The organism is Yinghuangia sp. YIM S09857, from assembly GCF_051388915.1.
Classification (GTDB): Bacteria; Actinomycetota; Actinomycetes; order Streptomycetales; family Streptomycetaceae; genus Yinghuangia.
Genome location: NZ_JBPKBH010000003.1, coordinates 278,381 through 302,518 on the forward strand (window position 1 = coordinate 278,381; position 24,138 = coordinate 302,518).

A 24,138-nucleotide genomic window follows, 5' to 3' on the forward strand; every position below is an offset into this window, starting at 1 on the left:
GATTCACCGCTCACCCTGCTTCTCCGCATCATGGAGTCACTGCCACCCGCTGCCACCCCTCGTAGTCCCAGCCCTGGGCGGCCTCGAAGTGTCGGGCACGCCGAGCGGCCCACTCGCGCCGATCCGCATACCCGCGCAACCCGGTGTTCACGACCTCACTCGGGTCAATCCGCAGCCAGTGGGAGGTAGACCCTCCCGCCCTGCGCGGCGAACTCCTTGGACTTGGCGTGCATGCCTGCCAAAGCGTCGGCGTCGTAGGCGGTGTCGACGGCGGAGGAGCCGTCGCCGTGGTCGTTGCGGATCTGCCGGGAGATCTTCATCGAGCAGAACTTCGGGCCGCACATGGAGCAGAAGTGGGCGGTCTTGGCGGGGGCCGCCGGGAGGGTTTCGTCGTGGTAGGCCCGAGCGGTGTCCGGGTCGAGGGCCAGGTCGAACTGGTCCTGCCAGCGGAACTCGAAGCGGGCGTCGGAGAGCGCGTCGTCCCATTCGTGGGCGGTCGGGTGGCCCTTGGCGAGATCCGCGGCGTGCGCGGCGATCTTGTACGCGATCACACCCGCCTTGACGTCGTCCCGGTCCGGCAGGCCCAGGTGCTCCTTCGGCGTCACGTAGCAGAGCATCGCCGTGCCCCACATGCCGATCATCGCCGCGCCGATCGCCGAGGTGATGTGGTCGTAGCCCGGCGCGATGTCGGTGGTGAGCGGACCGAGCGTGTAGAACGGCGCCTCGTCGCAGATCTCCTGCTGGAGGTCGACGTTCTCCTTGATCTTGTGCATCGGTACGTGGCCCGGTCCCTCGATCATCACCTGCACGTCCATCTCCCGCGCGATGCGCCCGAGTTCGCCGAGCGTGGTGAGCTCGGCGAACTGCGCCTCGTCGTTCGCGTCGAACGTGCTGCCGGGCCGCAGGCCGTCGCCGAGCGAGTAGGTGATGTCGTACTGCCGCAGAATCTCGGTGAGTTCGCGGAAGTTGGTGTAGAGGAAGTTCTCCTCGTGGTGCGCGAGGCACCACGCCGCCATGATCGATCCGCCGCGCGACACGATGCCGGTCTTGCGGCGGGCGGTGAGCGGGACGTACCGCAGCAACACGCCCGCGTGCACGGTCATGTAGTCGACGCCCTGCTCGGCCTGCTCGATCACGGTGTCGCGGTACAGCTCCCAGGTCAGCGCCTCCGGCTTGCCGTCGACCTTCTCCAGCGCCTGGTAGAGCGGCACGGTGCCGATCGGCACCGGTGAGTTGCGGACGATCCACTCGCGTGTGGTGTGGATGTCGTCGCCGGTCGACAGGTCCATGACCGTGTCGGCACCCCAGCGGATCGCCCACACCAGCTTGTCGGTCTCCTCCTCGATCGACGAAGTCACCGCGGAATTGCCGATGTTGGCATTGACCTTCACCAGGAAGTCCTTGCCGATGACCATCGGCTCAATCTCCGGGTGGTTGATGTTCGCCGGCAGCACCGCCTTGCCGGACGCGATCGCCTCGCGCACGGTCTCGGCCGAGAGGCCCTCCCGGATCGCGACGTACTCCATCTCCGGCGTGACCTCGCCGCGCCGGGCGTACGCGAGCTGCGTCACCGCCTTGCCGCCGACCGCGCGACGCGGCCGCACGACGTCCGTGCCGGGCAGCGCGCCGAGGGCGGCGATACGGCCGTCGTAGCGCTCGGTGTCGCCGCGCTCGTCGATCCACGCGTCGCGGATGGACGGAAGGCCGCGGCGTACGTCGACCTCATGGGCGGGGTCGGTGTACGGGCCGGAGGTGTCGTACAGGCGCACCGTCGAGTTGTCGGTCAGGTGCACCGTGCGGACGGGGACGCGCAGGTCTTCGCGCGATCCGACGAGGTACTGCTTGTGGTGCGCGGGCGAGATCGCGCCCGTGGTGATCGTGCCGATCGTGCCCTGGACAGGCTGGGACGCGTCGTGCGTCGACATGTGAAAGCTCCCTACGCCGGCATTACCCGGTCAGGTTCTGCGGTCGGCGCGGCGTCAACGCCCTCTCAGCCCGGTGCCCCGAGCTCCCGCGTGTATCTGTCGACATACACCCTGGCATACGCCCGCCGCCCGCGACCAGAGGGAGTTCCGCACAGCGCCCGGCACCCGACGGGCCCGACAATGGGCGCATGGTCGGCTTGCGGGGCAAGGTGACGGGGCGCGTCGGCCCCGGGCTGGTGGGCGAGGTCATGATCCGCGTGCGCGGCGGCTCGGAGGCGTTCCTGGCGTATCCGGTGACCCCGGGCGAGAGCTTCGAGCCGGGCCGGCTCGTGACGGTGGTCGAGTACCAGGCCCCCCGAACCGTCTACGTGCAGGCGGCGTTCGGCTGAGGACGCGGGCACGAGCACCGCTGAAAACGGACCCGCGGCTTCCGCGCGGGCCGGTACGGCAGCGTGACGCACATCCACCACCGGGCCGACGGCAGCACGGTGGTCCGGGAGCACGGACCACCGGAAGACTGACGGGACAGTCCAGCGGTCCGTCCAGCGGCTAGTTCAGCGACAGCGCGAACCACACCCGTTTTCCGCCACCGACGCACGCGGCCACGCCGCATTCGGCGGACAGGGACTGCACGAACGCGAGTCCGCGTCCCGACTCGTCGTCGGGGGCCGTGTGCATGTCGGTCGGCATCTTGGGGACGGCGGAGCCGCGGTCCTCGACGGAGACGATGAGGTGTCCGCAGTCGGGGTCGTGCAGGACCTCGACGCGGATGAGGGCGGACGTACGGCTGTGCACGACGGCGTTCGCAACGAGTTCGCCGACCAACAAGCGGGCGGTTTCTGCGGTTTCGTCGGACACCGCAAGGCGTCGTGCGGTACGTGTGACGAAGTCGCGGATGGGACGTGCGAGTTCGGGGAGCGGCTCGCACTCCACGGCGGTGATGACCGTGGGGAAGTGGTGGTGGGACGCGACGGATGGAGACATGGAACCTCCCGGCCAGGGAACGCGGTTCATGTGGCTGGAAAGGTATCCGCACGCACCGGTGCACTCCAAGTGCCTGACCACCATTGAGTGCTCTTTTCGCGTTTCGACTACCTGTGACCATGCATGCGCGTACCGTGCGCACGACGAAGGAGGTCCAGATGTCCGCGACACCCACCTACGCAAGGCGCCGCCTGGGCGCGGAACTTCGGCGGCTGCGCAACGGCTCGCACCTCACCGTCGACGCGGTGGCCGAGGCGTGCGGATGGAGCCGCTGGAAGGTCATCCGGATCGAGGCGGGGCAATCGTCGGTGAGCCGTCACGACTTGCATGTGATGTGTCGGCTGTACGAGGTCGCCCCGGAAGAGGTCGGCCGTCTGGAACGCTGGCTGGAAGAGGGCCGCGACCATCGGTGGTGGCGTCAATACGACGTCATCGGCGCCGAGTTGGAGGAGTACCTGTCGCTGGAGGCGCAGGCGTCGAGCATCGCGGTGGCGAACATGGCCATGTTTCCGGGCCTGTTGCAGTCCGAGGGCTACAGCCGCGCGGTGACGTACGCGACTCCGTTCACGCCCGACCCCGACATCGCCGAGTCCGTGGTCGAAGTGCGCATGCGGCGGCAGCACATTTTGCGGGGCGAGGATCCGACGGAACTGACCGCCGTGTTGGGCGAGAGCCTGTTCCGCTACGAGACCGGCGGACACGATGTCCTGCGAGGACAGGTCGAGCACGTGCTGAAGATCGGCGAACTGCCCAATTGCGTCGTGCACATCGTGCCGCTCACCGCCACGTCGGCCCTGCTCTCCGGCGGCATCACGGTGTTCGACTTCCCCGACCCACTCGACCCGTCGGTGGCCTACGCCGAGCACGCGAACGGGCTCCAGGCCCGGGACGGCGCTATCGACGTGCGAAGGCACCGACGTATGGTGGATTACCTGAAGGACAACGCGTTGTCGCCCGAGGAATCGCACGCGTTCCTCGTCACCAGATTGGGAGAGCTGTGACTACCGGTCAGGTCTGGCGCAAGTCGTCGTACTCCTCGACGGCCAACAACGACTGTGTCGAGGTCGCGTTCCTGTCCGCGACCACCGGTGTCCGCGACAGCAAGGATCGCCGTCGCGGACACCTCTCCCTCGCCGGCGGAGCGTGGAACCTGTTCCTCGACTCCGTCAGATCGTCGCCGTGTCGATGACGAACCGGTAGCGCACGTCCGACGCCAGCACGCGGTCGTACGCCTCGTTGATCCGGTCCGCCGCGATGACCTCGATCTCCGCCCCGAGCCCGTGTGCGGCACAGAAGTCCAGCATCTCCTGGGTCTCCGGGATGCCCCCGACCATCGATCCGGCGAGGGTCTTGTTGCCGGAGATGATCGAGAACAGCCCGATCGGTGTCGGCTCCGACGGCGCGCCCACGTTCACCATCGTGCCGCGCGTCTTGAGCAGCCCGAGGTATGCGTCGAAGTCCATGTTCGCCGACACCGTGCTGACGATCAGGTCGAACGTCCCGGCCAGTTTCTCGAACGTCTCCGGGTCACTCGTGGCGTGGAAGTGCTCCGCGCCGAGTTCGAGTCCGTCGTCCTTCTTCCGCAGCGACTGGCTCAGCACCGTCACCTCGGCGCCCATCGCGGCGGCGATCTTCACGCCCATGTGCCCGAGACCGCCGAGCCCGACGATCGCGACCTTCTTGCCCGGGCCCGCGCCCCAGCGCTTGAGCGGCGAGTACAGCGTGATGCCCGCACACAGCAGCGGTGCGGCCTCCTCCAGGCTGATGCCGTCCGGGATCTTCAGCGCGAAGTCCTCGGTGACCACGATGTGTGTGCTGTAGCCGCCGTACGTCGGCTGCCCGTCGGGGCCGATCGGGTACGTGGCGGTCGCACCGTTCAGGCAGAACTGCTCTTGGCCCTCGACGCAGTTCTCGCAGGTCCCGCACGAGTCGACGAAGCAGCCGACGCCGACGCGGTCGCCCACCCGGTGGCGCGTCACGCCGCCGCCGACCGCCGCGACGACGCCCGCGATCTCGTGGCCCGGCACCATCGGGAAGGGAGCCTCGCCCCACTCCTCCTTCACCTGGTGGATGTCGGAGTGACAGATCCCGCAGTACTTGATCTCGATCAGGATGTCGCGCTCGCCCAGCGCGCGGCGCGGGACGGTGACGCGCTCCAGCGGCGCCTTCGCGGCGGGGGCGGCGTAAGCGGCGACAGTGGTGGTGTCGGTCGTGCTCATGGAGGGGTTGTCTCCGGTTCTGTCGGGGGTTCTGTCGTTTGTCGTCGGTCGTTCGGTACGGAGCCTGCCGCTCCCGTGGGGTGCCCGCCCAGGTCTCTGTGGAGCCTGGGACGGGGAGAACCACCTTGCGCGTCCGACCCGTGGGTGTCAGGCGGTCGCGCGGCGGAAGCGCAGGTACATCTCGCAGCCCAGGCACAAACCGAAGGCGGCGTTGAGGAACGCGGCGAACAGCGCGAACGCCGCCGCCACGATGCCTAGTGCGGTGGGGCCGACCAGGTAGCCGACCGCGCCCACCACGGCGAACACCAGTCCCACCCCCTGGGCGAACCGCACCGGCCGCGGGTCCTCGCGCTCGGTCGGGGGTGCGAGGCGCGGTGCCACGAAGGTGCGGTAGACCCAGCCGTACGGTGACGCGCCGGGCCCGGCGAACACCGTGACCGCGAACACGACCGCCTGCGCCGCCAGCAGCCACCCGCTGCCGGTCACCAGGACGACCGCCAGCACCAGCGAGGTGACGGCGGCGGCGAAGCGCGGTCCGCGCGGGTCGAGGCCCATCAAGCCCATGAGGGAGGCGTCTCCGGATCAGGTGGTCGGGGCCGAGGCGAGGGCGACGGCCGCAAGGGCCTCGGTGCGGCGCGGCACGCCTGTCGCCCGCCGGACCTCGCGGCCCGCGGCGTCGAGCACGAGCACGGTCGGCGTACGCGTGACGCCCAGGCGGCGGACCAGGTCGAGGTGGTGTTCGGCGTCGATCTCGGCGTGCACGACGCCGTCCGTCTCGCCGGCGACCTGTCCGAGCAGCAGCCGCGTCGTACGGCACGGCGCGCAGAACGCCGAGGAGAACTGCACGAAGGTCGCCCGACTGCCGAGTTCCGCGCCGATCTCGTCGGCGGTGAGCAGGGGCCCGGGGACCTCCGAGGGCACCGCGGAGGGCTTCACGATCCGCATCCTCCCGTCCGTGCGCCGTCGCCAAAACCCGACCGCAGTGGCGGCGAGGAGCACGACGGCCGCGACGGCCGTACCGACAAGAGACACGAACCAATCAAACAGGTCGGGGGCCCGGGGCTATTCCCGGACCCCCGACGGGGAGGTGGCCTCAGTGCGACGAGGCCAGCTTCGCGACGACCAGGCCGGCCAGCAGCAGGACCAGTGCGCTCACCCGCGCGAAGTTGAGCGAATCGTTCTGGACCACCACGCCCAGCACGATCGCGCCGACCGTGCCGATGCCGGTGAACACCGCGTACGAGGTCCCGACCGGCAGGTCCCGCATGGCCACCGACAGCAGGAACACGGCGGTGGCCATGAGCGCGATGCACAGCGCGGTCTGGGGGATCTTGGTGAAGCCCTCGGTCGGCTTGATGCTCTGCGACCAGGCGACCTCGACGGCGCCGGCCAGCAGCAGCCATATCCACGGCACGGTCAGGCCTCCTTCGGGACGGTGCGGTCGGCGAGCCCGGACGCGAGCTCCCGCACGGACCGCAGCGCGGCCGCGTGCGACTCCTCGTGCTGCCCGAGCCGGCCCGCGAGCGCGGGGTCGACCAGCGCGTTGACGAGTTCCGCGTGGACCACGTGGACCGCCTCCTCCGGATCGACCGCGTAGTGCCCGGCGAAGAAGTCGCGCAGGTAGCGCGTCTGGTGGTCGTAGGGCTCGCGCGGCGTGCCCGGGCCGTACGCCCCGCCGCGCGCCGACACGACCACGAACCGCCGCGGCGCGAGCACCATCTTCGGGAAGGTCACCTGGTCGATCCACGCCTTGAGAGCGGCCGGGACGCCGAAGTTGTACATCGGCGCCCCGATCAGCACCACGTCCGCCGCCACCAGTTCGCCGAGCAGCGGTTCCACCACCGCCCAGGCCTCCCGCTCCTCCTCGGTCCGCACGGCCTCGGCGTAGCGGTGGATGTCGGTGATGCCCTCGCGCAGCAGCGTGTCGCAGATGCGCGTCCAGCCCTCGCGGATCGGCGGCGGGGCGTCCGCGGCCAGGTCGCGGTACGTGTATCCGCCGCCCGCGGCCTGCCACTCGTCCGCGAACACCGCCCCCAGGCGGCGCGAGAACGATGCGGTGCGCGCACTGCTGTCGAGGTGGAGAAGTTGGGACATGGCACAAACCCCCTGGTCGTGGCGGCGGCCGCGGACACCGGAGCGCCGCGGCATAAGCGGACACTATGTCCGCTTGAGCGATGGCAGGACCATACCCACAACCGGACGATGTGTCCACTTCTTCGCCCGGGTGCTCTAGAGTGCAGGGCATGACCCGACTGCCCGACCTCCCGCTCGCCGGAGAACCGCAGCCGCGCGAGCGCGCCGACGCCGCCCGCAACCGGGCCCGCGTGCTCGCCGCCGCCGAACGCCTCTTCGCCGAACGCGACCCGGCGACCGTGACCATGGACGACATCGCGAAAGCGGCGGGCATCGGCCGTGGCACGCTCTACCGCCGCTACCCGGACCGCGTCTCGATCGCCCGCGCGCTGCTCGACGAACACGAACGCGCCCTCCAGGAAAAGCTCATGCGCGGTCCGGCGCCGCTCGGCCCGGAGCCGGAGACGTCCCCCGCCGAGCGCCTGGCGGCGTTCTACGCGGCGATGGTCGACTTGCTGGAGACGCACGTGCACCTGCTGCTGGGCGCGGAAACCGGCGCCGCGCGGTACACGACGGGCGCGTACGCCTTCTGGCGCCTGCACGTACGCCACCTTGCGCAGCAGGCCGGGGCCAAGGACGCCGACACGCTCGCGGACCTCCTGCTCGCCCCGCTGGCCCCGGAGCTGTACCGCTACCAGCGCGACCAGGGCACCGCGGTGGAACGCATCAGCGCCGGCCTCGAAGCCCTGGCGAACGCGACGCTGACCACACGGCGCTGACACCGGCCGTCGGCCGACGGTGTCCATTAGGCGCGGACCGGGCCTGCCCTCGTATCTCGGGTGATCTCATGCTGCGGAAGGAAACCGGCGGATCTGGGGGGCACTTGTACGGCATCGAGGACATGCTCTCCGCCGAGGCACGCGCGGCGCTGGACGCCTGTCTTGCCGAGCCCGCGGCCATGCGCACGGAGCGCCTGAAGGAACTGGAACTGCTGCTGTCCGGAGGAGATGCGGGTCGTCATACGACCGATGTTCTCGCCGTGCGCGTGCTCCACGCACTGTCCGTCTGCGATGCCGGAGACCGCTTCCGGTCCTGGGAGTTGCTTCGGGAGGTGTTCTCGGATGCCTCCGAACTCCTGGGCAAGGAACACGAGTTCGCCCTGCGCGTGCGTGCGGTCGGTAACGTGGTCGCGGACGCGGCCATCACCGAGTCGGAACGGAACTCGCGGAAGCTGGCACACCGCGCCCACCACCAACTCGCCGCCGACACCGCACGCGTGCTCGGCCCCGACCACCCCGTCAGCGTGGCGGCCCGTGCGGCGGCAACCGCGTACGACGACAGTCGCGGCGTCCACGCCAAGGGCGGTGGTACCGACGCCGCGGCCGCCGACGCGAAGCCCGCGGAACGCCGCTCCGATCGCTCCGATGCGGAACGGGTCTTCCCCTCGCTCGAAGCGTTCGTCTCCTACGTCGCGGAGATGTTCCCGATCGACCTGTCCCGCAGCGTGCACGCCTGGTGTCCCGACTGGTGGCGGCACCCCGAGGCGGTGGTACGCCTGTCGGCGATGTGGAACGCGTTCGAGCAGCGCAGCACGGAGGATCCCGCCACCGGCCTCGAACGCTGGTACCGCGAAGCCGATCTGCATCTGGCCGAGCTTCGCCACCCCGTTTCCGGCACCTTCTCCCGCTGCTCCCCGACCCACGGGCACACCGACGCGATGGCCGCGCTGCCGACGGCACCCGCACCGCCGGCCGTTCTGCGGGGCCAGCCGTTCAGCCTCCATGCCGACGACGAGGCGCCGGAAGGCCCCTCGTTGGTCTTCGAGTCCCTGGAGGAGTTCGTCGTCCTCTACATAGCCGGTGTCTTCCAGTCCGCGCCGGACGACACCGAGTCGGCGTGGTGTCCGGAGTGGTGGCGGCACGGTCAGGCGATCGCGCGCCTGACCACGCTGTGGAGGGCCTACGAAGCCCACCACGCCGAAGGCTCGATATCCGACTGGCTGCTGTACCGCGCCGACCCGCAGCTCAGGAAATTACGGGCTCCCGACACCGGCCCCTTCTCCCGCTGCTCGGCGTCACTCGGCCACGACGACTCGCTCGTGGCCATGCCGCTCAACCCGCCTCCGGTGGGCTTCACTTGCGACGAACGCGGCACGCCGATGCTCATCCCGCCACCGCTATCCGAGTCGTGACGCGCCTCAGCCGCCGATCGCCTCGACACCTGCCACAAGGGACTTCGCGATGACCGTGCGCAGGATGTCGTTCGTGCCCTCGCCGATGGCCATCAACGGCGCGTCGCGGTACAGACGTTCGACGACGAACTCCTGCGAGTAGCCGTAGCCGCCGTGAATGCGCATCGCGTCGAGGGAGTTGGTGAGCGCGGTCTCCGAGGCCAGCAGTTTGGCCATGCCGGATTCCATGTCGATGCGCTTGCCCGCATCCGCCCGCGACGCCGCCCAGTAGACGAGCAGCCGCGACGCCTGGAGGTTCGTCGCCATGTCCGCGAGCTTGAGCTGGATCGCCTGGAACGAGCTGATGGGCCGACCGAACGCCGCGCGTTGCCGCGAGTACGCCAGCGCCTCGTCGTACGCCCGCTGCGCGACCCCGACAGCCCGCGCCGCCACGTTGATCCGTCCGGTCTCCAGCCCCGACAGCGCCTGCTTCATGCCGACGCCCTCGACCCCGCCGAGCAGCCGGTCGGCGGGCACGCGCACGTCGTCCAGCAGCAACTCGCAGGACTCGGTTCCCTTGTAGCCCAGCTTCGGCAGGTCCCGCAGCACCTCGAACCCGGGGGTGTCGGTGTCGATCAGCAGGACGCTCATGCCCCGATGTGCGGGCACCACCTCCGGATCGGTCTTCACGAGCACCGGGAGGACCGCGGCGTGCCGGGCGTTGGTGATCCACGTCTTGGCGCCGTTGACGACGTACTCGTCGCCCTCGCGGCGCGCGGTGGTGCGGATGCCCTGGAGGTCGGTGCCGGCGTCCGGCTCGGTCAGCGCGATCCCCGAACGCCATTCGCCGGTCGCGAGTTTCGGCAGGTAGTGGGACCGCTGCTCGGCGGTGCCGTGGCGCGCGATCATCCAGCACGCGAGCGAGTGCGAGCCGAGGATGCCGGCCACGCCCATCCAGCCGCGCGAGATCTCCTCGAAGACCAGCGCGAACGAGACCATGTCGACGGCGAGTCCGCCGTACTCCTCCGGCACGGTCAGGCCGAACAGCCCCAACGCGCGCATGGTTTGCACGATTTCGGTCGGATAGCGGCCGGTCCGCTCCCACTCGGCGGCGACCGGGTCGACCTCCTTGTGCACGAAGTCGCGCAGCGTGCGCTGGAAGAGGCGCTGCTCCTCGTTCAGTTCGAATTCCACAGGCACCTCGCGCGGTCGTCGCCGGTCAGTTTTCCACAGGCTGTGCACAACGTTCGGGAACGGCACCGCGCATGGCCGCGATCCGGGCATCGCCGCAGCACAAACCGTCGTTCCCGGGTCGTGTTCCGCCACGGCGCGGTCACCTCGTCGGGCACCGCGACCTCATCCGTACCGATCGTCTCCGCCATGCCCACCCGCCTCAACCGTCCCGGCCCCGACAGCACTGTGGCACGGGTCGGGAAGATGCCGCCGGTGCCATGCGCCACGGCCGCCGAAGGATCCGCCACTTGGCGGTCCCGCACTCGCCGAGAACCTGCCGCAACGCTTCTACCTGCAACAACAGCCCGTACATGCCCGGCTGGCCGTACGAGACACCGCCGCCGTTGGTGTCGAAGGGCAGCGCCAGGCCGGGCCGCAGCCGCCCCGACCGCGACACCATCCGGTCCCTCCCCCTGGCCGCGGAAACCCGGCGCCCGCCGGCTGAGCAGCGCGGTGATCGGGAACGGGTCGCGGACCTCCGCGACGTCGACGTCCTCCGGCCCGGGGCCGGCCGTCCGGTACGGCCGCGCCGCCGCGTCGCACGACCCCGGCCGCGGCAAGTTATCCACAGCCCGCATGCCGGAAGAGGCCGGAGCCGACGACGCCGACGGCCACCGGCAGCTTCACTTCGCCGCCTTCCCGGCGGCCACGGTGGCGGTGAGGTCGAGCAGCGGCCCGAGCGTGCGTACCGTCCCCAAGGCCCTCAGTTGCGCGGCCAATTGCTCGGAGTCCGGGGTCATCCCGCCGACGTTCGCGTGGAACTTCGCCATCAGCGCGGTATCGGAGACGGACGTGGTGGCCGGCTCCTCGACGCGCAACTGGCGGCCGCTGCGGAAGCGCACGGTCAGGCGCCCCGGTTCGCTCGCCGCGGGTCCGCCGCCGCGAGCCTGCACGAAGCGGACGCGCTGGGCCAGCACGCTCAGTTGGGTGCGCCGCGTGCAGCCCTCGGAGTAGGTGTCGACCCCGACCGAACCGTCCGTCAGCATCGCCGCGAGTGTCCAGGCCAGGGAGAACTTCGCCTCGTAGACGGTCCGCGGGAACGCCTTGTCCGGCGCGCACACCAGGGCCATCGTCTCCTTGGGGACCGTGACCTTGATGGACTCGATGTCGGACGCACCGACCCCCGCCTCGGCCATCTGCGTCACGACGCGCTCACCCGCGTTGAGCGTCGGATGGATGAGCTGGCAGCACGGGTACGGCTTCGCCGTCACGCCGAGCAGTTCCCAGCGCTCGCCGAGCCCGCCCAGTACCTGGTGCTGCGGCACGGACCGGTCGGTGTACGCACGGTAGAAGCCGAACTCCCCCTCGAACACGCTCTCCGGGCCGCTCGCCCCGGCCGCCGCGAGCTTCGCCGCGAGCACGCCGTTGGCCGCCGCCATGCCGGGGTGCAGTTGCTTGGTGGAGGCCCCGGTGTTCAGGAATTCGAGCAGCCCGCCTGCCGAACTCCCGGCGATCCCCAAGGCGTTCACGGTGCGGCGGACGTCCAGCCGCATCAGCCGCGCACTCGTCAGCGCGGCGGCGAACACCCCGGCGACGCCTGTCGCGTGCAGGCCGCGCGCGTGGAACGCATGCGGCACGGCCGCCGCGATGCGGCAGACCGCCTCCATTCCGGCGACGGCCGCGAACAGCACCTCGGAACCGGACGCACGCATCTCCTGCCCGACCGCGAACGCCGCGGGCAGCACCGGCGCCGTGGCATGCACGAGGCCGCCCACGTGCGTGTCGTCGAAGTCGAGCGCGTGGACGAGCGTCCCGTTGGCGAGCGCGGCGGCCGGTGCGGAGATGCGCGGCCCGGACGACCCGATGACGGACGCCTTGCGCGGTCCGCCGAGCGCGGCGGCCACGGCGAGCGCCGGTTCGGCCGCGCCGAGCCGCGCCGCGGCGATGGCGTTGCCCACCCCGTCCAGCAGTTGGCGGCAGGCTGCGTCGCGCACTTCGTCGGGGGTGTTGTCCTCGCCGAGTCCCAGCGCCCACAGCGTGAGGTGCGTCGCGGTCGTCACGCCGCCACCTCCGCGGCACCGGGGACCGGCGCGCCACCGGTCGGGGTTTCGCCCCAGGGGCCGTATGTGGTGCGCAGCCGGATCACCGGACGAACCTCCTTCGTTCGAGCGGGAGTCGGGTGGCGGAGTGTTGCGGACAGGCACGCGTGGCGTCGCGCAACGTGGCCTCGCGCACGCGTGGACGGGCGCCGTTCCGCTTCTGGTTCTACCCAGCCGGGCGGAGGATCACCGCACGATGCCCTGCGCGCGTGCGGCGGCGAGCCACTGCGGGAACTCGCCCAGCAGCCGGTCGTACAGCTCGGTGTCGCTCACCGCGTCGAAGTCGTCGACGCGAAAGAATCCCGCGTTGTCGACGACCCGGCCGGGCATCGTGTCGAAGCGTTCCAGGATCCCGTACTCGGCGCGGCCGAGGCCGACGAACTGCCAGAAGATCGGCAGGTGCGCGGCCTCGGTCAGCAGTTGGGAGATCTGCCGGCTGCGGTTGACGCCGCCGTCCGAGTAGAAGATCACCAGGACCGGGTCACCGGGCTGCGCCAGGTAGAAGTCCATGATGTCGCGGATCACCAGCGGCTCGTTGTTGCCGCCGCGTACCCCGGCCAGGTGGTCCGGGTGGCGCTCGCCGCCGCCCGGCAGCGGGGGCAACTGGCCGTTGCGGGACGAGATGTAGACGTTGGCGTCGATCCACCGGGCGAGGTCCGGCACCCGCAGCGACGGCAGCCGGGCGAAGTCGTCCGCGAAGATCCACGCGTCCAGCGCGCCGTCGACGTCCAGCTTGGCCGCGACGGGAGCCATGCGCTCGACGAGGCGGCCCACGGTGCCGCCGCCGTACAACTGCCGCATCGAGCCCGAGCGGTCCAGCACGACGGCGACCCGGGCCCGGACGCCCGGAATGCCCTTCTTCTCCAGGGTGACCCGGACGGCCTCCTTGCGGAGCGACACCAACGAGCCCATCGCGGGCGGCAGTCCGGCGGTGTCGGGGTCGGACGCCGGGTTCGGCAGCCGCATGGTCGTGTCGTCCGCGTATGCGGGCGGGGCCCAGCCTCCGGCGTGCGGGGGCGGCGCCACGGGGAGCACGCCGGGAGGCGCGGACGGCCCGGCGGACACCGTGGCCGACGCCGCGGGGGCCGCGGACGGGACCTGGAAGCCGGGCTCGGCGGGCGCCGGAACTCCGAAAGCGGGGGCGGGCGCTGCGGGGGGCTGCGTCGCGAAGGGCTGCGCGGCGGCCGCCGGACCGGCGGCGGTGTTCGGGTCGTCCTCGTCCTCGGCGATGGTCACGCCGTAGTCCGACGCGAGGCCCGCCAGCCCCGAGTCGTAGCCCTGCCCGATCGCCCGCAGCTTCCAGGTCCCCGCGCGGCGGTAGAGCTCGCCGAGCACGAGCACCGTCTCGGTGCCGCGGGCCTCGACCGGGTACGTCGCCAGCAGCGTGCCGGATGCGTCCACCAGGTCGAGGGCAAGGCCGGTGACCGAGCCGAACGTCCCGGCGTGCACCGACGCCGCCACCACGACGCGGTCGACGGCGTCCGGGAGTTCGGCGGGGCGTACGGCGAGGTACTCCGTGCCGGCCTGCCCGACGTGGTGCGCCACGGCCCCGCCCGCCGCCTGCGGCTGGTTGTAGAAGACGAAGTCGTCGTCGGAGCGCACCCGGCCGTCGGCCGTGACAAGGAGCGCCGAGGCGTCCACGGCGGAGCCGCCGTAGCCGTGCGCGCCGGCGGCCCAGCGGACCACGAGGGTGAGGTCCCCCGCGGGGACGGGAACGTTGGCACCGGCGATGAGGGTCGTCATGGACAGAAGTGTTACCGCCTCGGCGGGTCTGCCGCCGCCCAGGTCCGGAATTCAGACGTCCGGACCCGGGCGAATCGGCGGCGGAGGGCCGCCGAACGGCATGTTGCGGCCTCCCGGAGCGTCTCGACACCGTCCGGGCGATCTTGCGGCGTCGCTCGACAGACCGTCAGGCGACCCGGTGTTCGTTGATCAGCGTGCGCTTCGTGCACACGCCGTCCTCGAACCACTGCCACACGCGCGAGCGCTTCGTACCGGTTTCGTCGAGCTGGATCATCTCGTAGAAGAACCCGTTCGGGTCGTCCTTGCGCGTCCAGGTGAGGCAGATGGTCCGCTCGTCGACCTCCCAGGCCCGGCCGTTGATGCGGTCGGTGTCGAACCAGATGTTGCGGTCCTTGTAGGCGGCCGGGAAGTGGATGACCTCGGTCCGGCCGTCGGGCCACGTGTAGGTGTTGACCTGGTAGTACGGCCACTCGCCGTCCGCCGGGAACGTGCAGGCCAGGTGAGTCGCGTGCCGGTCGGTCACGTTGCCGTCGGCGTCGACCCAGATGTACTCGCCCTCCCACTCGCCCTCGTGCCGGGCGAGCAGCGGCATCTCGTCCTTGATGGACACCTTGCTGGACCTCCCTGATCTCTCGCTCGGGTCTCTCGCTCGGATCCCTCGCTCGGGCTCTTGGCTGCCCGCTCGTTTGCCCCCTCGTCGGATGCGACTCAGTCGTCCGAGTCCCACCACCACGGGTCGTCCACCGGACCGCGGTTGACCAGGAAGGCCTGGCGGCGCAGGAATCGGCGTATCGACGCCGCCCCCATGCGCGACGCGCCAAGACCGGAGAACCCGAAGGACTGCTTCTCGCCCTCGTGGACGAACGCCGTCAGCCCCGCGTCGTTGATGCTCACCGCACCCGCGTGCAGGCGGCGCGCCACGGCGAGCGCGGTGTCCTCGTCGGCGGCGAACACGGCGGCGGACAGGCCGTACGTGCAGTCGTCGGCGAGACGGACGGCGTCGTCGGTGTCGTGGAACGGCATCAGCGGGATCACCGGGCCGAACGTCTCCTCCGTCATCACGCGCATGCCGTGGTGCACCGCGGTCAGCACGGTCGGACGGCACCACAGCCCGCCGCCCAACTCCTCGACCTCGCCGCCGGTGAGGGCGACCGCGCCCTGGGCGTACGCGTCGTCCAGGTGCGCGCGGACCACGTCCGCCTGCGCGGGGTCGATGAGCGGGCCGAGCCGGCCGCTGTCCAGCTCCGGCCAGGCCAGCCCCACCTTGGCCGCCCGGTCGGACAGCAGGCCGGTGAACTCGTCGAAGACCTTGCGGTGCACGTACACGCGCTCGATCGACAGGCACGACTGCCCGGCGTTCGCGGTCGCGCCCCACAGGACCGCCGAGGCCGCGCGGGCCAGGTCGGCCCCCTGCATGACGATCGCAGGGTCCTTGCCGCCGAGTTCGAGGTACGCGGGGATGAACGCGCGGGCGGCGTGCTCGGCGACCGCACGGCCGGTCGGCACCGAACCGGTGAAGCACACCGCGTCGACGCGGTCGACCAGGGCGGCCCCGACCTCCGCCCCGCCCTCGACCAGGCCGACGACGGCGGCGAGTTCGGGGACGGCGTCCAGAGCGCGCCGCAGCGGGCCGAGGAACCGCGGGGTGACCTCGCTGGGCTTGACGATCGCGGCGCACCCGGCCGCCAGGGCGGGGAGCAGGTCGATCGTGCCGAGGAGGAGCGGGAAGTTCCAGGGGCTGATGACGCCGACGAGGGGGTACGGGCGGGCGCCGGTCCGTACCGCGATCCAGGGGAGGGAGGTGGTCGTGTCGCCGTCCGTGTCGTCGCCGCTGATCTCGTTGCGGCCGATCTGGTCGCGGCGGATCTGGTCGCGGCCGACCGGGTTGCCGTGACCGCCGCCTGCACCGCCGTCGCCGCCCGGCCCGGCGATCGCGGCGCTCCAGCGGGCGATGCCGCTCAGCAGGACCTGGACTTCCATCACGGACTCGGTGCGTCGCCCGGTGTCTTGGAGCAGCGCGTCCACCATGTCGTCCTGGCGCGCCGCGATTTCGCGGCCCCAACGGCGCAGCGCGTCGGCACGGCCGGACGGGCCCAGCGCCTCCCAGGCGGGCTGCGCGGCCCGCAGACGGGCGATCTCGGCGTCCAGCGCCTCGGGAGAGGGCGGACACAGCGCGCGCTCGTCCCGGCCGGTCCGCGGATCCCGTACGCGCAGCGCGGCGTCGCGCGCGAATCCTGCGACGGAGCCTGCCGCCCGGCCCTCTGCCCGGTCATCCGCCCGGTCATCCGCCCGGTCATCTGCCTGGCTCTCGGTCACGTGATCACTCCCGCCCTCACGAGGCGTTCCAGCGTCTCGGCCTGTCTGCGCGCGAACCACGCGCGGTCCGGAGGGGTACCGTCCGCGAGTCCGTTGGGCCGCTCGCCCTCGGCACGCGCGAACTCCTGTGCCCACAGCCCCGGCTTGCCGCGGGACAGCAGGTTGCCCATGCCCGGTCGGCGGCGTGCCCGGCGCAGTGCCGCGAGATCGAGCTCGGCGTGCGCCACCATGCTCGCCCCGGGCCCGGCCTCGGCGAGCACGATTCCGTCGAAGTCGACGATCTGCGACATGGCGTCGGTGGACGCCCCGGGGATCGCGGTGCCGGTGATCCCCGCGGTGTTCGCGGAGACGACGTACGCGAGGTTCTCCGACGCCCGCGCGATCCGCGCGACCGCCTTCGCGGTCGGCCGGGGACTGCCCGCCTCGGACGTGCTGTGGCACAGCACTTCCGCCCCGCGCAGCACGAGCGCGCGGGTGAGCTCGGGGTACAGGATCTCCTCGGACGCGACGGCGGCGAGGTTGCCCAGCTCGGTGCGGGCGACGGGCAGGACGGCGTCGATGCCGTACGCGTCGAGGTAGCGGTCCCACACGTCGTACGGCGAGGGCGCGAACATCGAGTGCAGGCGCCGGTAGCGCAGCACGACATCGCCGGTGGGCCCGATGACGAAGCAGGCCTGGAAGTAGAGGCCGGGGAAGTGCGGATCGGTCTCGTACGCGTTCCCGGCCAGGTACACGCGGAGGTCGCGCGCGATCGCGCCCAGCGCCTCGTACTCCGGCCCGTCGGGGTCGAACGCGGCCTTGGCGGCCCAGCCGGGGACGGTGTCGCCCATCGGGAAGCCGGTGAACAGGTACTCGGGCAGGACGACAAGCCGAACGTCCGGCCCGATGAACGCCACGCTCGCAGCGGCCTCGGCGCGCACCCGCACGATGCCCCGGGAGATCGCGGCGCGCGCCTCGTCCGGGGCCAGCGAGTTGACCGCGTCGCAGCGGGACTGCAAGGCCAGGGCACGGTAATGCGGCCCGGTCGGCACGTCGCGGATGTCCTCGCCGTGCGTGTCCATCGCGCCCCCGAGAAGCTCTGGATTACGGAACGCCGTTCCGCAAGACGGAATCTATCAGCAGCAACTACCCCTGTGCACGAGACCGTTCCCCGGCGCGCGGGGCAACATCCGCGGCAGTGACGATTCCTGACGATCAGTGACGTGATCGATGTCACGCATGACGATCCATCAGAAGACGAATGACTGTCCCAAGGATGTGGAAACCGACCAAACATGAACGAGAACGGTCCAGCACGCGGCGGACCCGACACCGAGGGCTCGGGGTCGGACAGGTCCGCACCGCGTGGTGCGCACAACACGCAGAACGGTCACGACGCGCTGGAGTGGCGCGAGCGCGACCGCGAGCGTGCGCGCCTGCTGCTGGAGCGGGCCGGTGACATAGCGCGCCGCATCGAGCGCGTCTGCGGCAACGCCGTCGACCAGCCGCTGCCGGCGGGAGGGCACAACAGCCGCTGAACCGTTCGGCCCTCGCCGCACACCCACTGAGCCCGCCGCCTGCGCGATCCACCGGACCGACTTCAGGCATCCTGACCGGATCCGACCCACCGGGCATCGGGTTACACCGTTCTACCAGCGAGATTTGATCGACCGGCTTCGCCATGCGGGCGCTCGAACGGGCGCCACGCTCGGACACCACGAAGGGCCCCGCACCGGATTCCGGTGCGGGGCCCTTCGGTTGCCCTTCGGCTGCCGCCTGCCTCGCAGCCCGCCCCCTCGCCTACCGCAACCGGACGCCGGGCAGGGCGTCGTCGTACGGGTGGGTCCGCGGGGGCCGCGCGATCGCAGGACCGCAGGATCAGCGCAGGGCGAGCTTCTGGCCCGGGAAGATCAGGTCCGGGTTCGAGCCCACGACGCCCTGGTTCTTGGTGTACAGGGCCTGCCAGCCGCCCGCGACGTCGTGCGCCGAGGCGATCTGGCTGAGCGTGTCACCGGTCTTCACGAGGTACTCACCGGCCACCGGAGCCACCGCGGGCGCGGCAGGGGCCTGGACCGGCACGCTCTGCGGCTTGGCCGGAGCGGGCTTGGTCGTCGGCTTCGTCGGCTTGGTCGTGGTCGACGGCTTGGTCGGCTTGGTCGTGGGCTTGGTCGACGGCTTGGTCGGCGCCTGCTGCGTCGAGGGCTTCGTCGGGGTCTTGGTCGTCGGCTTCGTGTTGGACGCGCCGGAGAGGTCCGGGCTGCCACCACCCCTGGTCAGACCGGCCTTCTTGCTGCACACCGGCCATGCGCCCGGGCCCTGCCCCGCGAGCACCTTCTCGGCGATGCGGATCTGCTCGGCCTTGGACGCCTGGTGCGCCATGCCGGTGCCGCCGTACGCGCGCCAGGTGCTCGCCGAGAACTGGAGGCCACCGTAGTAGCCGTTGCCCGTGTTGATGGACCAGTTGCCACCACTCTCACACTGGGCGACCTTGTCCCACGTGCTGACGCTCGCGGCCGAGGCGGAACCGGCGGTCGCGACGCCCACGAGCGGGGCGGCGACCACGGCACCGGCGACCACGGCGGTGCGCATGCGGCGCTGGGTGCGCCCCATGCCGCGGTGGGCGTTGTCGCTACGGAAAGCGTGACGGAGAGACATACATTCCTCTCGGAATTCCCGTGGGGCGATACGACGGCCGCGGTCCGAAGACCGCTGCCGCACCGGGGGTGCCGGGGTGCCCCCGCCTTGCGGCGAGGTCGTTCCGGCAATCGCTGGTTCCGCGTCCCTCCCAGGCGCGGATCCCGACGTCAACGATCGAGCCGGGAACCCACAGGGTGCGATTTGCACATGGCCGAGACCATAAGCAGGTTATCGGGTCGTAATCAACCTCCTCCGATGTTTATGCAGGTCAGCCCGCGTTTTTCCGAAGCAGTCGGCGGCGTGTTTTTACGTGCCACGAGTTTGCGCAAGTGAAACCTGGGGCACGTTTCGTCCGGTTTGCGGACGAGTGACGGACGCTCCGCACCGAGTCACTCACTCTGCGCAATTATGTGACTGTATGCGTTTGCCCGGACACGAACCCAGGGTCCCCTGGATCGCTCGACCGGAGGAGTTAAAGTCCCTTTATGTCCGTGTTGTGATAACCACGTGACCGACATCACACGATACTGTCGCTTGTTGTTCTCATCGGCAGCCACTAATGATTCCGCGCGCCCCGCGCACCACCGTGCTCAGCTGCGGGGATTCATCTCGCGAATAGGGGACGGCCGCCTTCCGCAATCCGGCGGCGACCATTCCGAAGACCCCCGCGAATATGTGACTCACGACACTTTCGGGGGAATGACCGTTGATCGGCCGATCAAGCGAGCACTCCGGCATCCGACGCGGCATGCGATCAAGCGAACGATGATCGGATCGATCAAGCACCTATCACCCGCGGATCACCCGCCGATCGCCACCGCAACCCGGACTCCCCTTATATAGGGGCGATCACCCGGTCTCCTTCGCGGGCCCGCGCGCGGACGTCTTGGCCGCGGACTTCGCCGTCTTGCGCCCCGACGAAGTGTCCGCCGACTTGGCGGCGCCACCCCGGCTCGTACTCTTGCCGGCGCTCTTCGACGTCGACTTGGCCGTCGACTTGGCGGTGGACTTGGCCGCTGCCGTCTTCTTCGCCGAACCCCCGGACGTGGACGTACTCTTCTTCGCACCCGACGACCGCGACGACGCCGTCTTCGCGGCGGCGCGCTTCGACACCGTCTTCTTCGCGTTCGCGTCCTTCGCACTCGGCTTCGGCGTGCGCTCCGAGCGCGGTGCCTGGCGCGACCCCTGAGCCGCCTCGACGCTCTGCCGCAGCGCCGCCATCAGGTCGATGACCTTGCCACCCCGCTCCTCGGCCGCCTCCGGCTCCGCCGACGGTTCCGCACCCTCCAGCTTCGCGGTCACCAACTCCTCGACCGCCGCCTGGTATTCGTCGTGGAACTCCTCCAGGTCCGCGCTGCCCAGGGCGTCGATGAGAGTGTCCGCCATGTCGAGTTCGGCGTCCGTCACGCGGACCCGCTCGGTCGGGGCGACGCCCTCGGTGGAGTTGACCTCGTCCGGCCAGTAGAGCTGGTGCAGCACGAGGACATCGTCCTGCACGCGCACCAGCGCCAGGATCTCGTGGCCGCGCATGGCCAGCTTCGCCACCGCGGCCTTGTCGGAGCGGCGCAGGGCCTCGCGCATCAGGACGTACGGCTTGGCCCCGGACGTGTCCGGCGACAAGTAATACGGCTTGCCGAGGCGCAGCGGGTCGACGTCGTCCGCGGCCAGGAACCCGTGGACCTCGATGGTCCGGGCGGTCGGCAGCGGCAGCTCGGACAGGTCGTCGTCGGTCACCACGGCGACACGCCCGTCCGCGGCCGTGTAGCCGCGCACGATGTCGCTCTGGGCCAGCTCCTCGCCGTCCAGCTCGCACACCTTGCGATAGCGGACGCGGCCCTGATCGGACTGGTGCATCTGGTGGAATCTCACGGCGTGCTCGCTGCCGATGGCCGAGACGACTTTGACGGGGATGCTCACCAGCCCGAAGCTGATCGCCCCTTTCCAGATGGCACGCACAGACTGCTCCGTTCGTCGGTCCCCGGAGTAGCCTTGATTATCCCATTTGTCGACTTTGTCGCGCTGCCCGGCGGAGGTCACCGTGCCCATCACCCTGGTCGAGGGGCGCCGCGTCAGCCTGTCCAACCTCGACAAGGTCCTGTACCCGGAGACCGGCACCACCAAGGGCGAACTGCTCCACTACTACGCCTCCGTCGCGTCGGCGCTGCTGCCGCACCTGCGCGATCGGCCGGTGTCCTTCGTCCGCTACCCGGACGGGCCCGACGGCCAGATCTTCGTCACCAAGCACCTGCCGCCCGGTACGCCCACATGGGTGCACACGACGGAGACGCCCAGCAAGTCGCAGGAGTCGATCCGCCAGGTCCTCGTCCAGGACCTCCCGACCCTCGTGTGGGCGGCGAATCTGGTCGCGGAACTGCACACACCCCAGTGGCGCGAGGACGACCCCGGGATGGCCGACCGCCTCGTCGTCGACCTCGACCCGGGTGCCCCGGCCGACATCCTGACCTGCCGAGACGCGGCGCTGCTGATGCGCGAGCGGCTGGCGGCGGACGGTCTGATCGCGTACCCGAAGACGTCCGGCTCGAAGGGGCTGCACCTGCTCGTGCCGATCACGCCGACGCCGTCCGCGCAGGTGACGGCGTACGCCAAGCGGCTCGCGCAGGAGCTGGCCGACGCGCACCCCGGCCTGCTCGTCGCGACGATGGCGAAGCGGGAGCGCCCGGGGCACGTATTTGTGGACTTCTCGCAGAACGCGGCGGCGAAGACGACGGCGTCCCCATATACGGTGCGCGCCCGGCCCACGCCGACGGTCTCGGCTCCCTTGTCGTGGGACGAGCTGGAGGCCGCCGAGGACGCTGCCGAACTTTCCTTCACCATCGACGACATGCCGACGCGCATGGACGAACACGGGGATCTGATGGCGGCGTTGCTGAATCCGCGGCGGGCGGGGGTGGTGCCGGGGGCTGGGGACGCGTCGGGGGCGGGGGTGGTTCCGGGGGTCGGGTCCAGACCGGCAGTCGGGGCGGGATCTTCCGCCGGATCCGGACCGGGGGCCGGATCCGGGGCAAAGGCCGGGTCGGGACCGGGGGCCGGGTCGGGATCTTCCGCCGGATCCGGGGATTCCGAGGATTCCGTCCGTAGCGGGTCCGCCGCATCGAGGCGCGCCGTCACGCTCGAACCTCCACTGGCCGTGATGCGCCCGAAGGCCGTCCGCGAAGTCCCGGCCGAGAACGCGTTGCCCGGTGGCACCCAGTACTCCATCAAGCTCGACGGCTGGCGGGCGCTGGCCTTCGCGCGCGGCGGTGCACCGGCCGTGCTCCAGTCCCGCTCGGGGCGGGACCTGGCGCCCGACTTCCCGAAGATCGCGGCGGCAGTCGCGGCGCTGCCCCAAGGCGTCGTCCTGGACGGGGAGTTGTGCGCGTGGCATGAAGGCCGGTTCGCGTTCGGCCAGCTCGTACGATCGGCGCGGGCGCGTGCGCGCGATTCGGTCCAGGTCTCGTACGTCGCATTCGACCTGCTCGCGGTACCCGAACACGACGTCCGCGCCCTGCCGTTGCGGGAACGCTGGGACCTCCTGACCACACTTCTCGCCGATGCCGAACCACCGCTCCAGATCGTCATGGCCACCGACGACAGGGCGGAGGCCGTGAGTTGGCGCGCGGCGCTGGCGCCGACCGGCGTCGAGGGGCTGGTCGCCAAAGGGCTCGACACCCCGTACCGCCCCCAACTCCGGCGCGGGTGGCTCAAGATCCGCGACGCCGACACCGTGGACGCCACCGTCGTCGGCTTCACCGGCACCCCGCGCCGCCCCCGCGCCCTCCTCACCCGCCTCGACGACGGCACCGAGGCATTGACCTCTCCACAACTGGACGCCCGCCAGGCCACCGAGGTCGCCGCAGCCGCCGCAAATCGCACCCACGACGCCGTCGACCACCCGGAACACGGCCGCATCCACCCCACGGACCCGCTCCCGGCGGAAGTGCTGCGCGACCCCGGGCGCACTCCGTACGTCCGCTTCATCCGCCTCCGCGGCGACTGAGGAAGGACTTCGCCGCGGGGGTGCAGCTCTACCGACGCCGGATCGCCTCCTCCGCCGCGGCGGCCACTCGTCGGGCCACGTCCGCGAGCAGTTCGGGGTCGGGCTTGTTCCAGTCGGCGAACCGGCCGCGGATCGCCTTGTCGAGGAGGGGTCCGCGGCGCTTCGCGGGGACGCCTTGGTGGGCGAGGAACCAGTCGAGTACCAACGTGCCGTGTGCGTGCCACATCTCGGAGGCTCCCGTGCGCTCCACGACGTCCGTTACGAGCACGGTCACCGCGTGTTCCCACGATGCCGAGCGTTCGCGCGGAGTACCCAGGGGCGGCGCGAGCGCTTCGAAGCGTGACGCCAGGGCCTCCAGCCAGGTCCGCCACTCCGTCAACGCGGCCTCGACCAACTCCGCGTGGCTCAGCCCACCGCGAGGGTGCGCCCAGCAGCACCAGACCGTCACGGGCCCACCGCTGTTGTTCCGCGTCCATGCCCACCCGGCGGCCCAGCGCCCGTAGCGGTCGACCAGAGCCCTCGTGAAGCGGTCGGTGGGCAGCCCGTCGATCACACCGGCGACAGTCGCGGGGTCGAACGGGTGCCGGGCGGGGTCGACGTCGTCCCATGTCAGAGGAGAACTGTCGGGGCTCTTGCTGCGCATGCCGCAAGTATGGGTCGGCGTGGGAGCTTCCCTGGGGATCGCATCCGGCTCCTCGCAAGCCAATTCGCAGATGCCGCCGCCTCGTTGCCGTGGTGCGGCGATAATCCCGACAACGGCGGCTGATTCGGGTCAACTTCACCCTGCCCGATCCGAACCGCCCGGCGGCCGGACGCTCTTGGG

The 24,138-nt window shown here is 70.8% G+C and carries 24 protein-coding genes and 2 pseudogenes; 8 read left to right on the top strand and 18 right to left on the bottom strand.

Annotation, left to right across the window (positions count from 1 at the left end):
- Positions 1 to 164: 164 nt before the first annotated feature.
- Complete coding sequence (gene thiC, locus ACRX5S_RS07180; protein WP_436771926.1) at positions 165 to 1,925, bottom strand: phosphomethylpyrimidine synthase ThiC; 1,761 nt, start codon at positions 1,923 to 1,925, stop codon at positions 165 to 167.
- 188 nt (positions 1,926 to 2,113) lie between these two features.
- Here thiC and ACRX5S_RS07185 point away from each other — a divergent pair, with 188 nt between their 5' ends.
- Positions 2,114 to 2,314 (top strand): hypothetical protein, encoded by a 201-nt coding sequence (locus ACRX5S_RS07185; RefSeq protein ID WP_436771927.1) that lies wholly within the window; start codon positions 2,114 to 2,116, stop codon positions 2,312 to 2,314.
- A gap of 160 nt (positions 2,315 to 2,474) precedes the next feature.
- Here ACRX5S_RS07185 and ACRX5S_RS07190 read toward each other — a convergent pair whose 3' ends face one another.
- Complete coding sequence (locus ACRX5S_RS07190; RefSeq protein ID WP_436771928.1) at positions 2,475 to 2,909, bottom strand: ATP-binding protein; 435 nt, start codon at positions 2,907 to 2,909, stop codon at positions 2,475 to 2,477.
- A 158-nt stretch (positions 2,910 to 3,067) separates the two neighbouring features.
- On the opposite strand from ACRX5S_RS07190, the gene ACRX5S_RS07195 reads away from it, so the two are divergent.
- Both ACRX5S_RS07195 and ACRX5S_RS07200 read left to right on the top strand, forming a co-directional pair.
- On the top strand, positions 3,068 to 3,910 hold the full coding sequence (locus tag ACRX5S_RS07195) for a helix-turn-helix domain-containing protein (protein WP_436771929.1): 843 nt from the start codon (positions 3,068 to 3,070) through the stop codon (positions 3,908 to 3,910).
- Positions 3,907 to 4,098 carry a DUF397 domain-containing protein gene (locus ACRX5S_RS07200; protein WP_436771930.1) on the top strand — a complete coding sequence of 64 codons (192 nt, stop codon included), beginning with the start codon at positions 3,907 to 3,909 and terminating at the stop codon, positions 4,096 to 4,098. The genes ACRX5S_RS07195 and ACRX5S_RS07200 overlap by 4 nt, the downstream gene beginning before the upstream one ends.
- Here ACRX5S_RS07200 and ACRX5S_RS07205 read toward each other — a convergent pair.
- The 5 genes from ACRX5S_RS07205 to ACRX5S_RS07225 form a co-directional block, all read right to left on the bottom strand.
- Entirely contained in the window at positions 4,076 to 5,128 is a 1,053-nt protein-coding gene (locus tag ACRX5S_RS07205) for an NAD(P)-dependent alcohol dehydrogenase (RefSeq protein ID WP_436771931.1), read from the bottom strand. The genes ACRX5S_RS07200 and ACRX5S_RS07205 overlap by 23 nt on opposite strands.
- A gap of 147 nt (positions 5,129 to 5,275) precedes the next feature.
- On the bottom strand, positions 5,276 to 5,683 hold the full coding sequence (locus ACRX5S_RS07210) for a DUF4395 domain-containing protein (protein ID WP_436772233.1): 408 nt from the start codon (positions 5,681 to 5,683) through the stop codon (positions 5,276 to 5,278).
- A gap of 27 nt (positions 5,684 to 5,710) precedes the next feature.
- Positions 5,711 to 6,073: a thioredoxin family protein gene (locus tag ACRX5S_RS07215; RefSeq protein WP_436772234.1), complete on the bottom strand. Its 363-nt coding sequence runs from the start codon at positions 6,071 to 6,073 to the stop codon at positions 5,711 to 5,713.
- Between the two features lie 148 nt (positions 6,074 to 6,221).
- Entirely contained in the window at positions 6,222 to 6,542 is a 321-nt protein-coding gene (locus ACRX5S_RS07220) for a DMT family transporter (RefSeq protein WP_436771932.1), read from the bottom strand.
- A 2-nt stretch (positions 6,543 to 6,544) separates the two neighbouring features.
- Positions 6,545 to 7,222, bottom strand: coding sequence for an FMN-dependent NADH-azoreductase (locus ACRX5S_RS07225; protein WP_436771933.1), 678 nt, complete (start codon positions 7,220 to 7,222; stop codon positions 6,545 to 6,547).
- Between the two features lie 149 nt (positions 7,223 to 7,371).
- On the opposite strand from ACRX5S_RS07225, the gene ACRX5S_RS07230 reads away from it, so the two are divergent.
- Positions 7,372 to 7,980, top strand: a complete 609-nt coding sequence (locus tag ACRX5S_RS07230) for a TetR/AcrR family transcriptional regulator (RefSeq protein WP_436771934.1) — start codon at positions 7,372 to 7,374, stop codon at positions 7,978 to 7,980.
- A gap of 68 nt (positions 7,981 to 8,048) precedes the next feature.
- Positions 8,049 to 9,392, top strand: coding sequence for a DUF4913 domain-containing protein (locus ACRX5S_RS07235; protein WP_436771935.1), 1,344 nt, complete (start codon positions 8,049 to 8,051; stop codon positions 9,390 to 9,392).
- 6 nt (positions 9,393 to 9,398) lie between these two features.
- On the opposite strand, the gene ACRX5S_RS07240 is transcribed toward ACRX5S_RS07235, so the two are convergent.
- The 8 genes and pseudogenes from ACRX5S_RS07240 to ACRX5S_RS07275 form a co-directional block, all read right to left on the bottom strand.
- Positions 9,399 to 10,565: an acyl-CoA dehydrogenase family protein gene (locus tag ACRX5S_RS07240; RefSeq protein WP_436771936.1), complete on the bottom strand. Its 1,167-nt coding sequence runs from the start codon at positions 10,563 to 10,565 to the stop codon at positions 9,399 to 9,401.
- A 199-nt stretch (positions 10,566 to 10,764) separates the two neighbouring features.
- Positions 10,765 to 11,004, bottom strand: a complete 240-nt coding sequence (locus tag ACRX5S_RS07245) for a thiolase C-terminal domain-containing protein (RefSeq protein ID WP_436771937.1) — start codon at positions 11,002 to 11,004, stop codon at positions 10,765 to 10,767.
- Positions 10,991 to 11,182 (bottom strand): annotated as a pseudogene (locus ACRX5S_RS07250) (thiolase C-terminal domain-containing protein); the annotation flags it as partial. The pseudogene ACRX5S_RS07250 and the gene ACRX5S_RS07245, both read right to left, overlap by 14 nt.
- A gap of 45 nt (positions 11,183 to 11,227) precedes the next feature.
- The gene (locus tag ACRX5S_RS07255) at positions 11,228 to 12,604 is read right to left on the bottom strand and encodes an MmgE/PrpD family protein (protein ID WP_436771938.1); all 1,377 of its coding nucleotides are present in this window, start codon (positions 12,602 to 12,604) and stop codon (positions 11,228 to 11,230) included.
- A gap of 225 nt (positions 12,605 to 12,829) precedes the next feature.
- Positions 12,830 to 14,386, bottom strand: a complete 1,557-nt coding sequence (locus ACRX5S_RS07260; RefSeq protein ID WP_436771939.1) for a vWA domain-containing protein — start codon at positions 14,384 to 14,386, stop codon at positions 12,830 to 12,832.
- A gap of 166 nt (positions 14,387 to 14,552) precedes the next feature.
- Positions 14,553 to 14,996 (bottom strand): hypothetical protein, encoded by a 444-nt coding sequence (locus ACRX5S_RS07265; RefSeq protein WP_436771940.1) that lies wholly within the window; start codon positions 14,994 to 14,996, stop codon positions 14,553 to 14,555.
- A gap of 98 nt (positions 14,997 to 15,094) precedes the next feature.
- The gene (locus ACRX5S_RS07270) at positions 15,095 to 16,702 is read right to left on the bottom strand and encodes an aldehyde dehydrogenase family protein (protein WP_436771941.1); all 1,608 of its coding nucleotides are present in this window, start codon (positions 16,700 to 16,702) and stop codon (positions 15,095 to 15,097) included.
- Positions 16,699 to 17,763: a nitrilase-related carbon-nitrogen hydrolase gene (locus tag ACRX5S_RS07275; protein WP_436771942.1), complete on the bottom strand. Its 1,065-nt coding sequence runs from the start codon at positions 17,761 to 17,763 to the stop codon at positions 16,699 to 16,701. The genes ACRX5S_RS07270 and ACRX5S_RS07275 overlap by 4 nt, the downstream gene beginning before the upstream one ends.
- Before the next feature lie 213 nt (positions 17,764 to 17,976).
- Between ACRX5S_RS07275 and ACRX5S_RS07280 the strand changes: the two genes are divergently transcribed.
- Positions 17,977 to 18,219: a hypothetical protein gene (locus ACRX5S_RS07280; RefSeq protein ID WP_436771943.1), complete on the top strand. Its 243-nt coding sequence runs from the start codon at positions 17,977 to 17,979 to the stop codon at positions 18,217 to 18,219.
- Between the two features lie 340 nt (positions 18,220 to 18,559).
- On the opposite strand, the gene ACRX5S_RS07285 is transcribed toward ACRX5S_RS07280, so the two are convergent.
- A complete protein-coding gene (locus ACRX5S_RS07285; protein ID WP_436771944.1) occupies positions 18,560 to 19,336 on the bottom strand; it encodes a transglycosylase family protein in 777 nt (258 codons plus the stop codon).
- A gap of 831 nt (positions 19,337 to 20,167) precedes the next feature.
- Positions 20,168 to 21,274, bottom strand: coding sequence for a Ku protein (locus ACRX5S_RS07290; protein WP_436771945.1), 1,107 nt, complete (start codon positions 21,272 to 21,274; stop codon positions 20,168 to 20,170).
- 82 nt (positions 21,275 to 21,356) lie between these two features.
- On the opposite strand from ACRX5S_RS07290, the pseudogene ligD reads away from it, so the two are divergent.
- Both ligD and ACRX5S_RS07300 read left to right on the top strand, forming a co-directional pair.
- Positions 21,357 to 22,235 (top strand): annotated as a pseudogene (gene ligD, locus ACRX5S_RS07295) (non-homologous end-joining DNA ligase); the annotation flags it as partial.
- A 234-nt stretch (positions 22,236 to 22,469) separates the two neighbouring features.
- Positions 22,470 to 23,315: an ATP-dependent DNA ligase gene (locus ACRX5S_RS07300; protein WP_436772235.1), complete on the top strand. Its 846-nt coding sequence runs from the start codon at positions 22,470 to 22,472 to the stop codon at positions 23,313 to 23,315.
- Between the two features lie 28 nt (positions 23,316 to 23,343).
- Here the strand turns inward: ACRX5S_RS07300 and ACRX5S_RS07305 are convergent, their stop codons facing one another.
- Positions 23,344 to 23,958, bottom strand: coding sequence for a hypothetical protein (locus ACRX5S_RS07305; RefSeq protein ID WP_436771946.1), 615 nt, complete (start codon positions 23,956 to 23,958; stop codon positions 23,344 to 23,346).
- Between the last annotated feature and the right edge of the window lie 180 nt (positions 23,959 to 24,138).

What these genes read in the sequence shown, in the direction of transcription:
- thiC (WP_436771926.1), bottom strand. Translation starts at nt 1,925, where the DNA reads ATGTCGACGCACGACGCGTCCCAGCCTGTCCAGGGCACGATCGGCACG.
- ACRX5S_RS07185 (WP_436771927.1), top strand. Translation starts at nt 2,114, where the DNA reads ATGGTCGGCTTGCGGGGCAAGGTGACGGGGCGCGTCGGCCCCGGGCTG.
- ACRX5S_RS07190 (WP_436771928.1), bottom strand. Translation starts at nt 2,909, where the DNA reads ATGTCTCCATCCGTCGCGTCCCACCACCACTTCCCCACGGTCATCACC.
- ACRX5S_RS07195 (WP_436771929.1), top strand. Translation starts at nt 3,068, where the DNA reads ATGTCCGCGACACCCACCTACGCAAGGCGCCGCCTGGGCGCGGAACTT.
- ACRX5S_RS07205 (WP_436771931.1), bottom strand. Translation starts at nt 5,128, where the DNA reads ATGAGCACGACCGACACCACCACTGTCGCCGCTTACGCCGCCCCCGCC.
- ACRX5S_RS07210 (WP_436772233.1), bottom strand. Translation starts at nt 5,683, where the DNA reads ATGGGCCTCGACCCGCGCGGACCGCGCTTCGCCGCCGCCGTCACCTCG.
- ACRX5S_RS07215 (WP_436772234.1), bottom strand. Translation starts at nt 6,073, where the DNA reads ATGCGGATCGTGAAGCCCTCCGCGGTGCCCTCGGAGGTCCCCGGGCCC.
- ACRX5S_RS07225 (WP_436771933.1), bottom strand. Translation starts at nt 7,222, where the DNA reads ATGTCCCAACTTCTCCACCTCGACAGCAGTGCGCGCACCGCATCGTTC.
- ACRX5S_RS07230 (WP_436771934.1), top strand. Translation starts at nt 7,372, where the DNA reads ATGACCCGACTGCCCGACCTCCCGCTCGCCGGAGAACCGCAGCCGCGC.
- ACRX5S_RS07235 (WP_436771935.1), top strand. Translation starts at nt 8,049, where the DNA reads ATGCTGCGGAAGGAAACCGGCGGATCTGGGGGGCACTTGTACGGCATC.
- ACRX5S_RS07245 (WP_436771937.1), bottom strand. Translation starts at nt 11,004, where the DNA reads ATGGTGTCGCGGTCGGGGCGGCTGCGGCCCGGCCTGGCGCTGCCCTTC.
- ACRX5S_RS07260 (WP_436771939.1), bottom strand. Translation starts at nt 14,386, where the DNA reads ATGACGACCCTCATCGCCGGTGCCAACGTTCCCGTCCCCGCGGGGGAC.
- ACRX5S_RS07275 (WP_436771942.1), bottom strand. Translation starts at nt 17,763, where the DNA reads ATGGACACGCACGGCGAGGACATCCGCGACGTGCCGACCGGGCCGCAT.
- ACRX5S_RS07280 (WP_436771943.1), top strand. Translation starts at nt 17,977, where the DNA reads ATGAACGAGAACGGTCCAGCACGCGGCGGACCCGACACCGAGGGCTCG.
- ACRX5S_RS07285 (WP_436771944.1), bottom strand. Translation starts at nt 19,336, where the DNA reads ATGTCTCTCCGTCACGCTTTCCGTAGCGACAACGCCCACCGCGGCATG.
- ACRX5S_RS07300 (WP_436772235.1), top strand. Translation starts at nt 22,470, where the DNA reads ATGCGCCCGAAGGCCGTCCGCGAAGTCCCGGCCGAGAACGCGTTGCCC.
- ACRX5S_RS07305 (WP_436771946.1), bottom strand. Translation starts at nt 23,958, where the DNA reads ATGCGCAGCAAGAGCCCCGACAGTTCTCCTCTGACATGGGACGACGTC.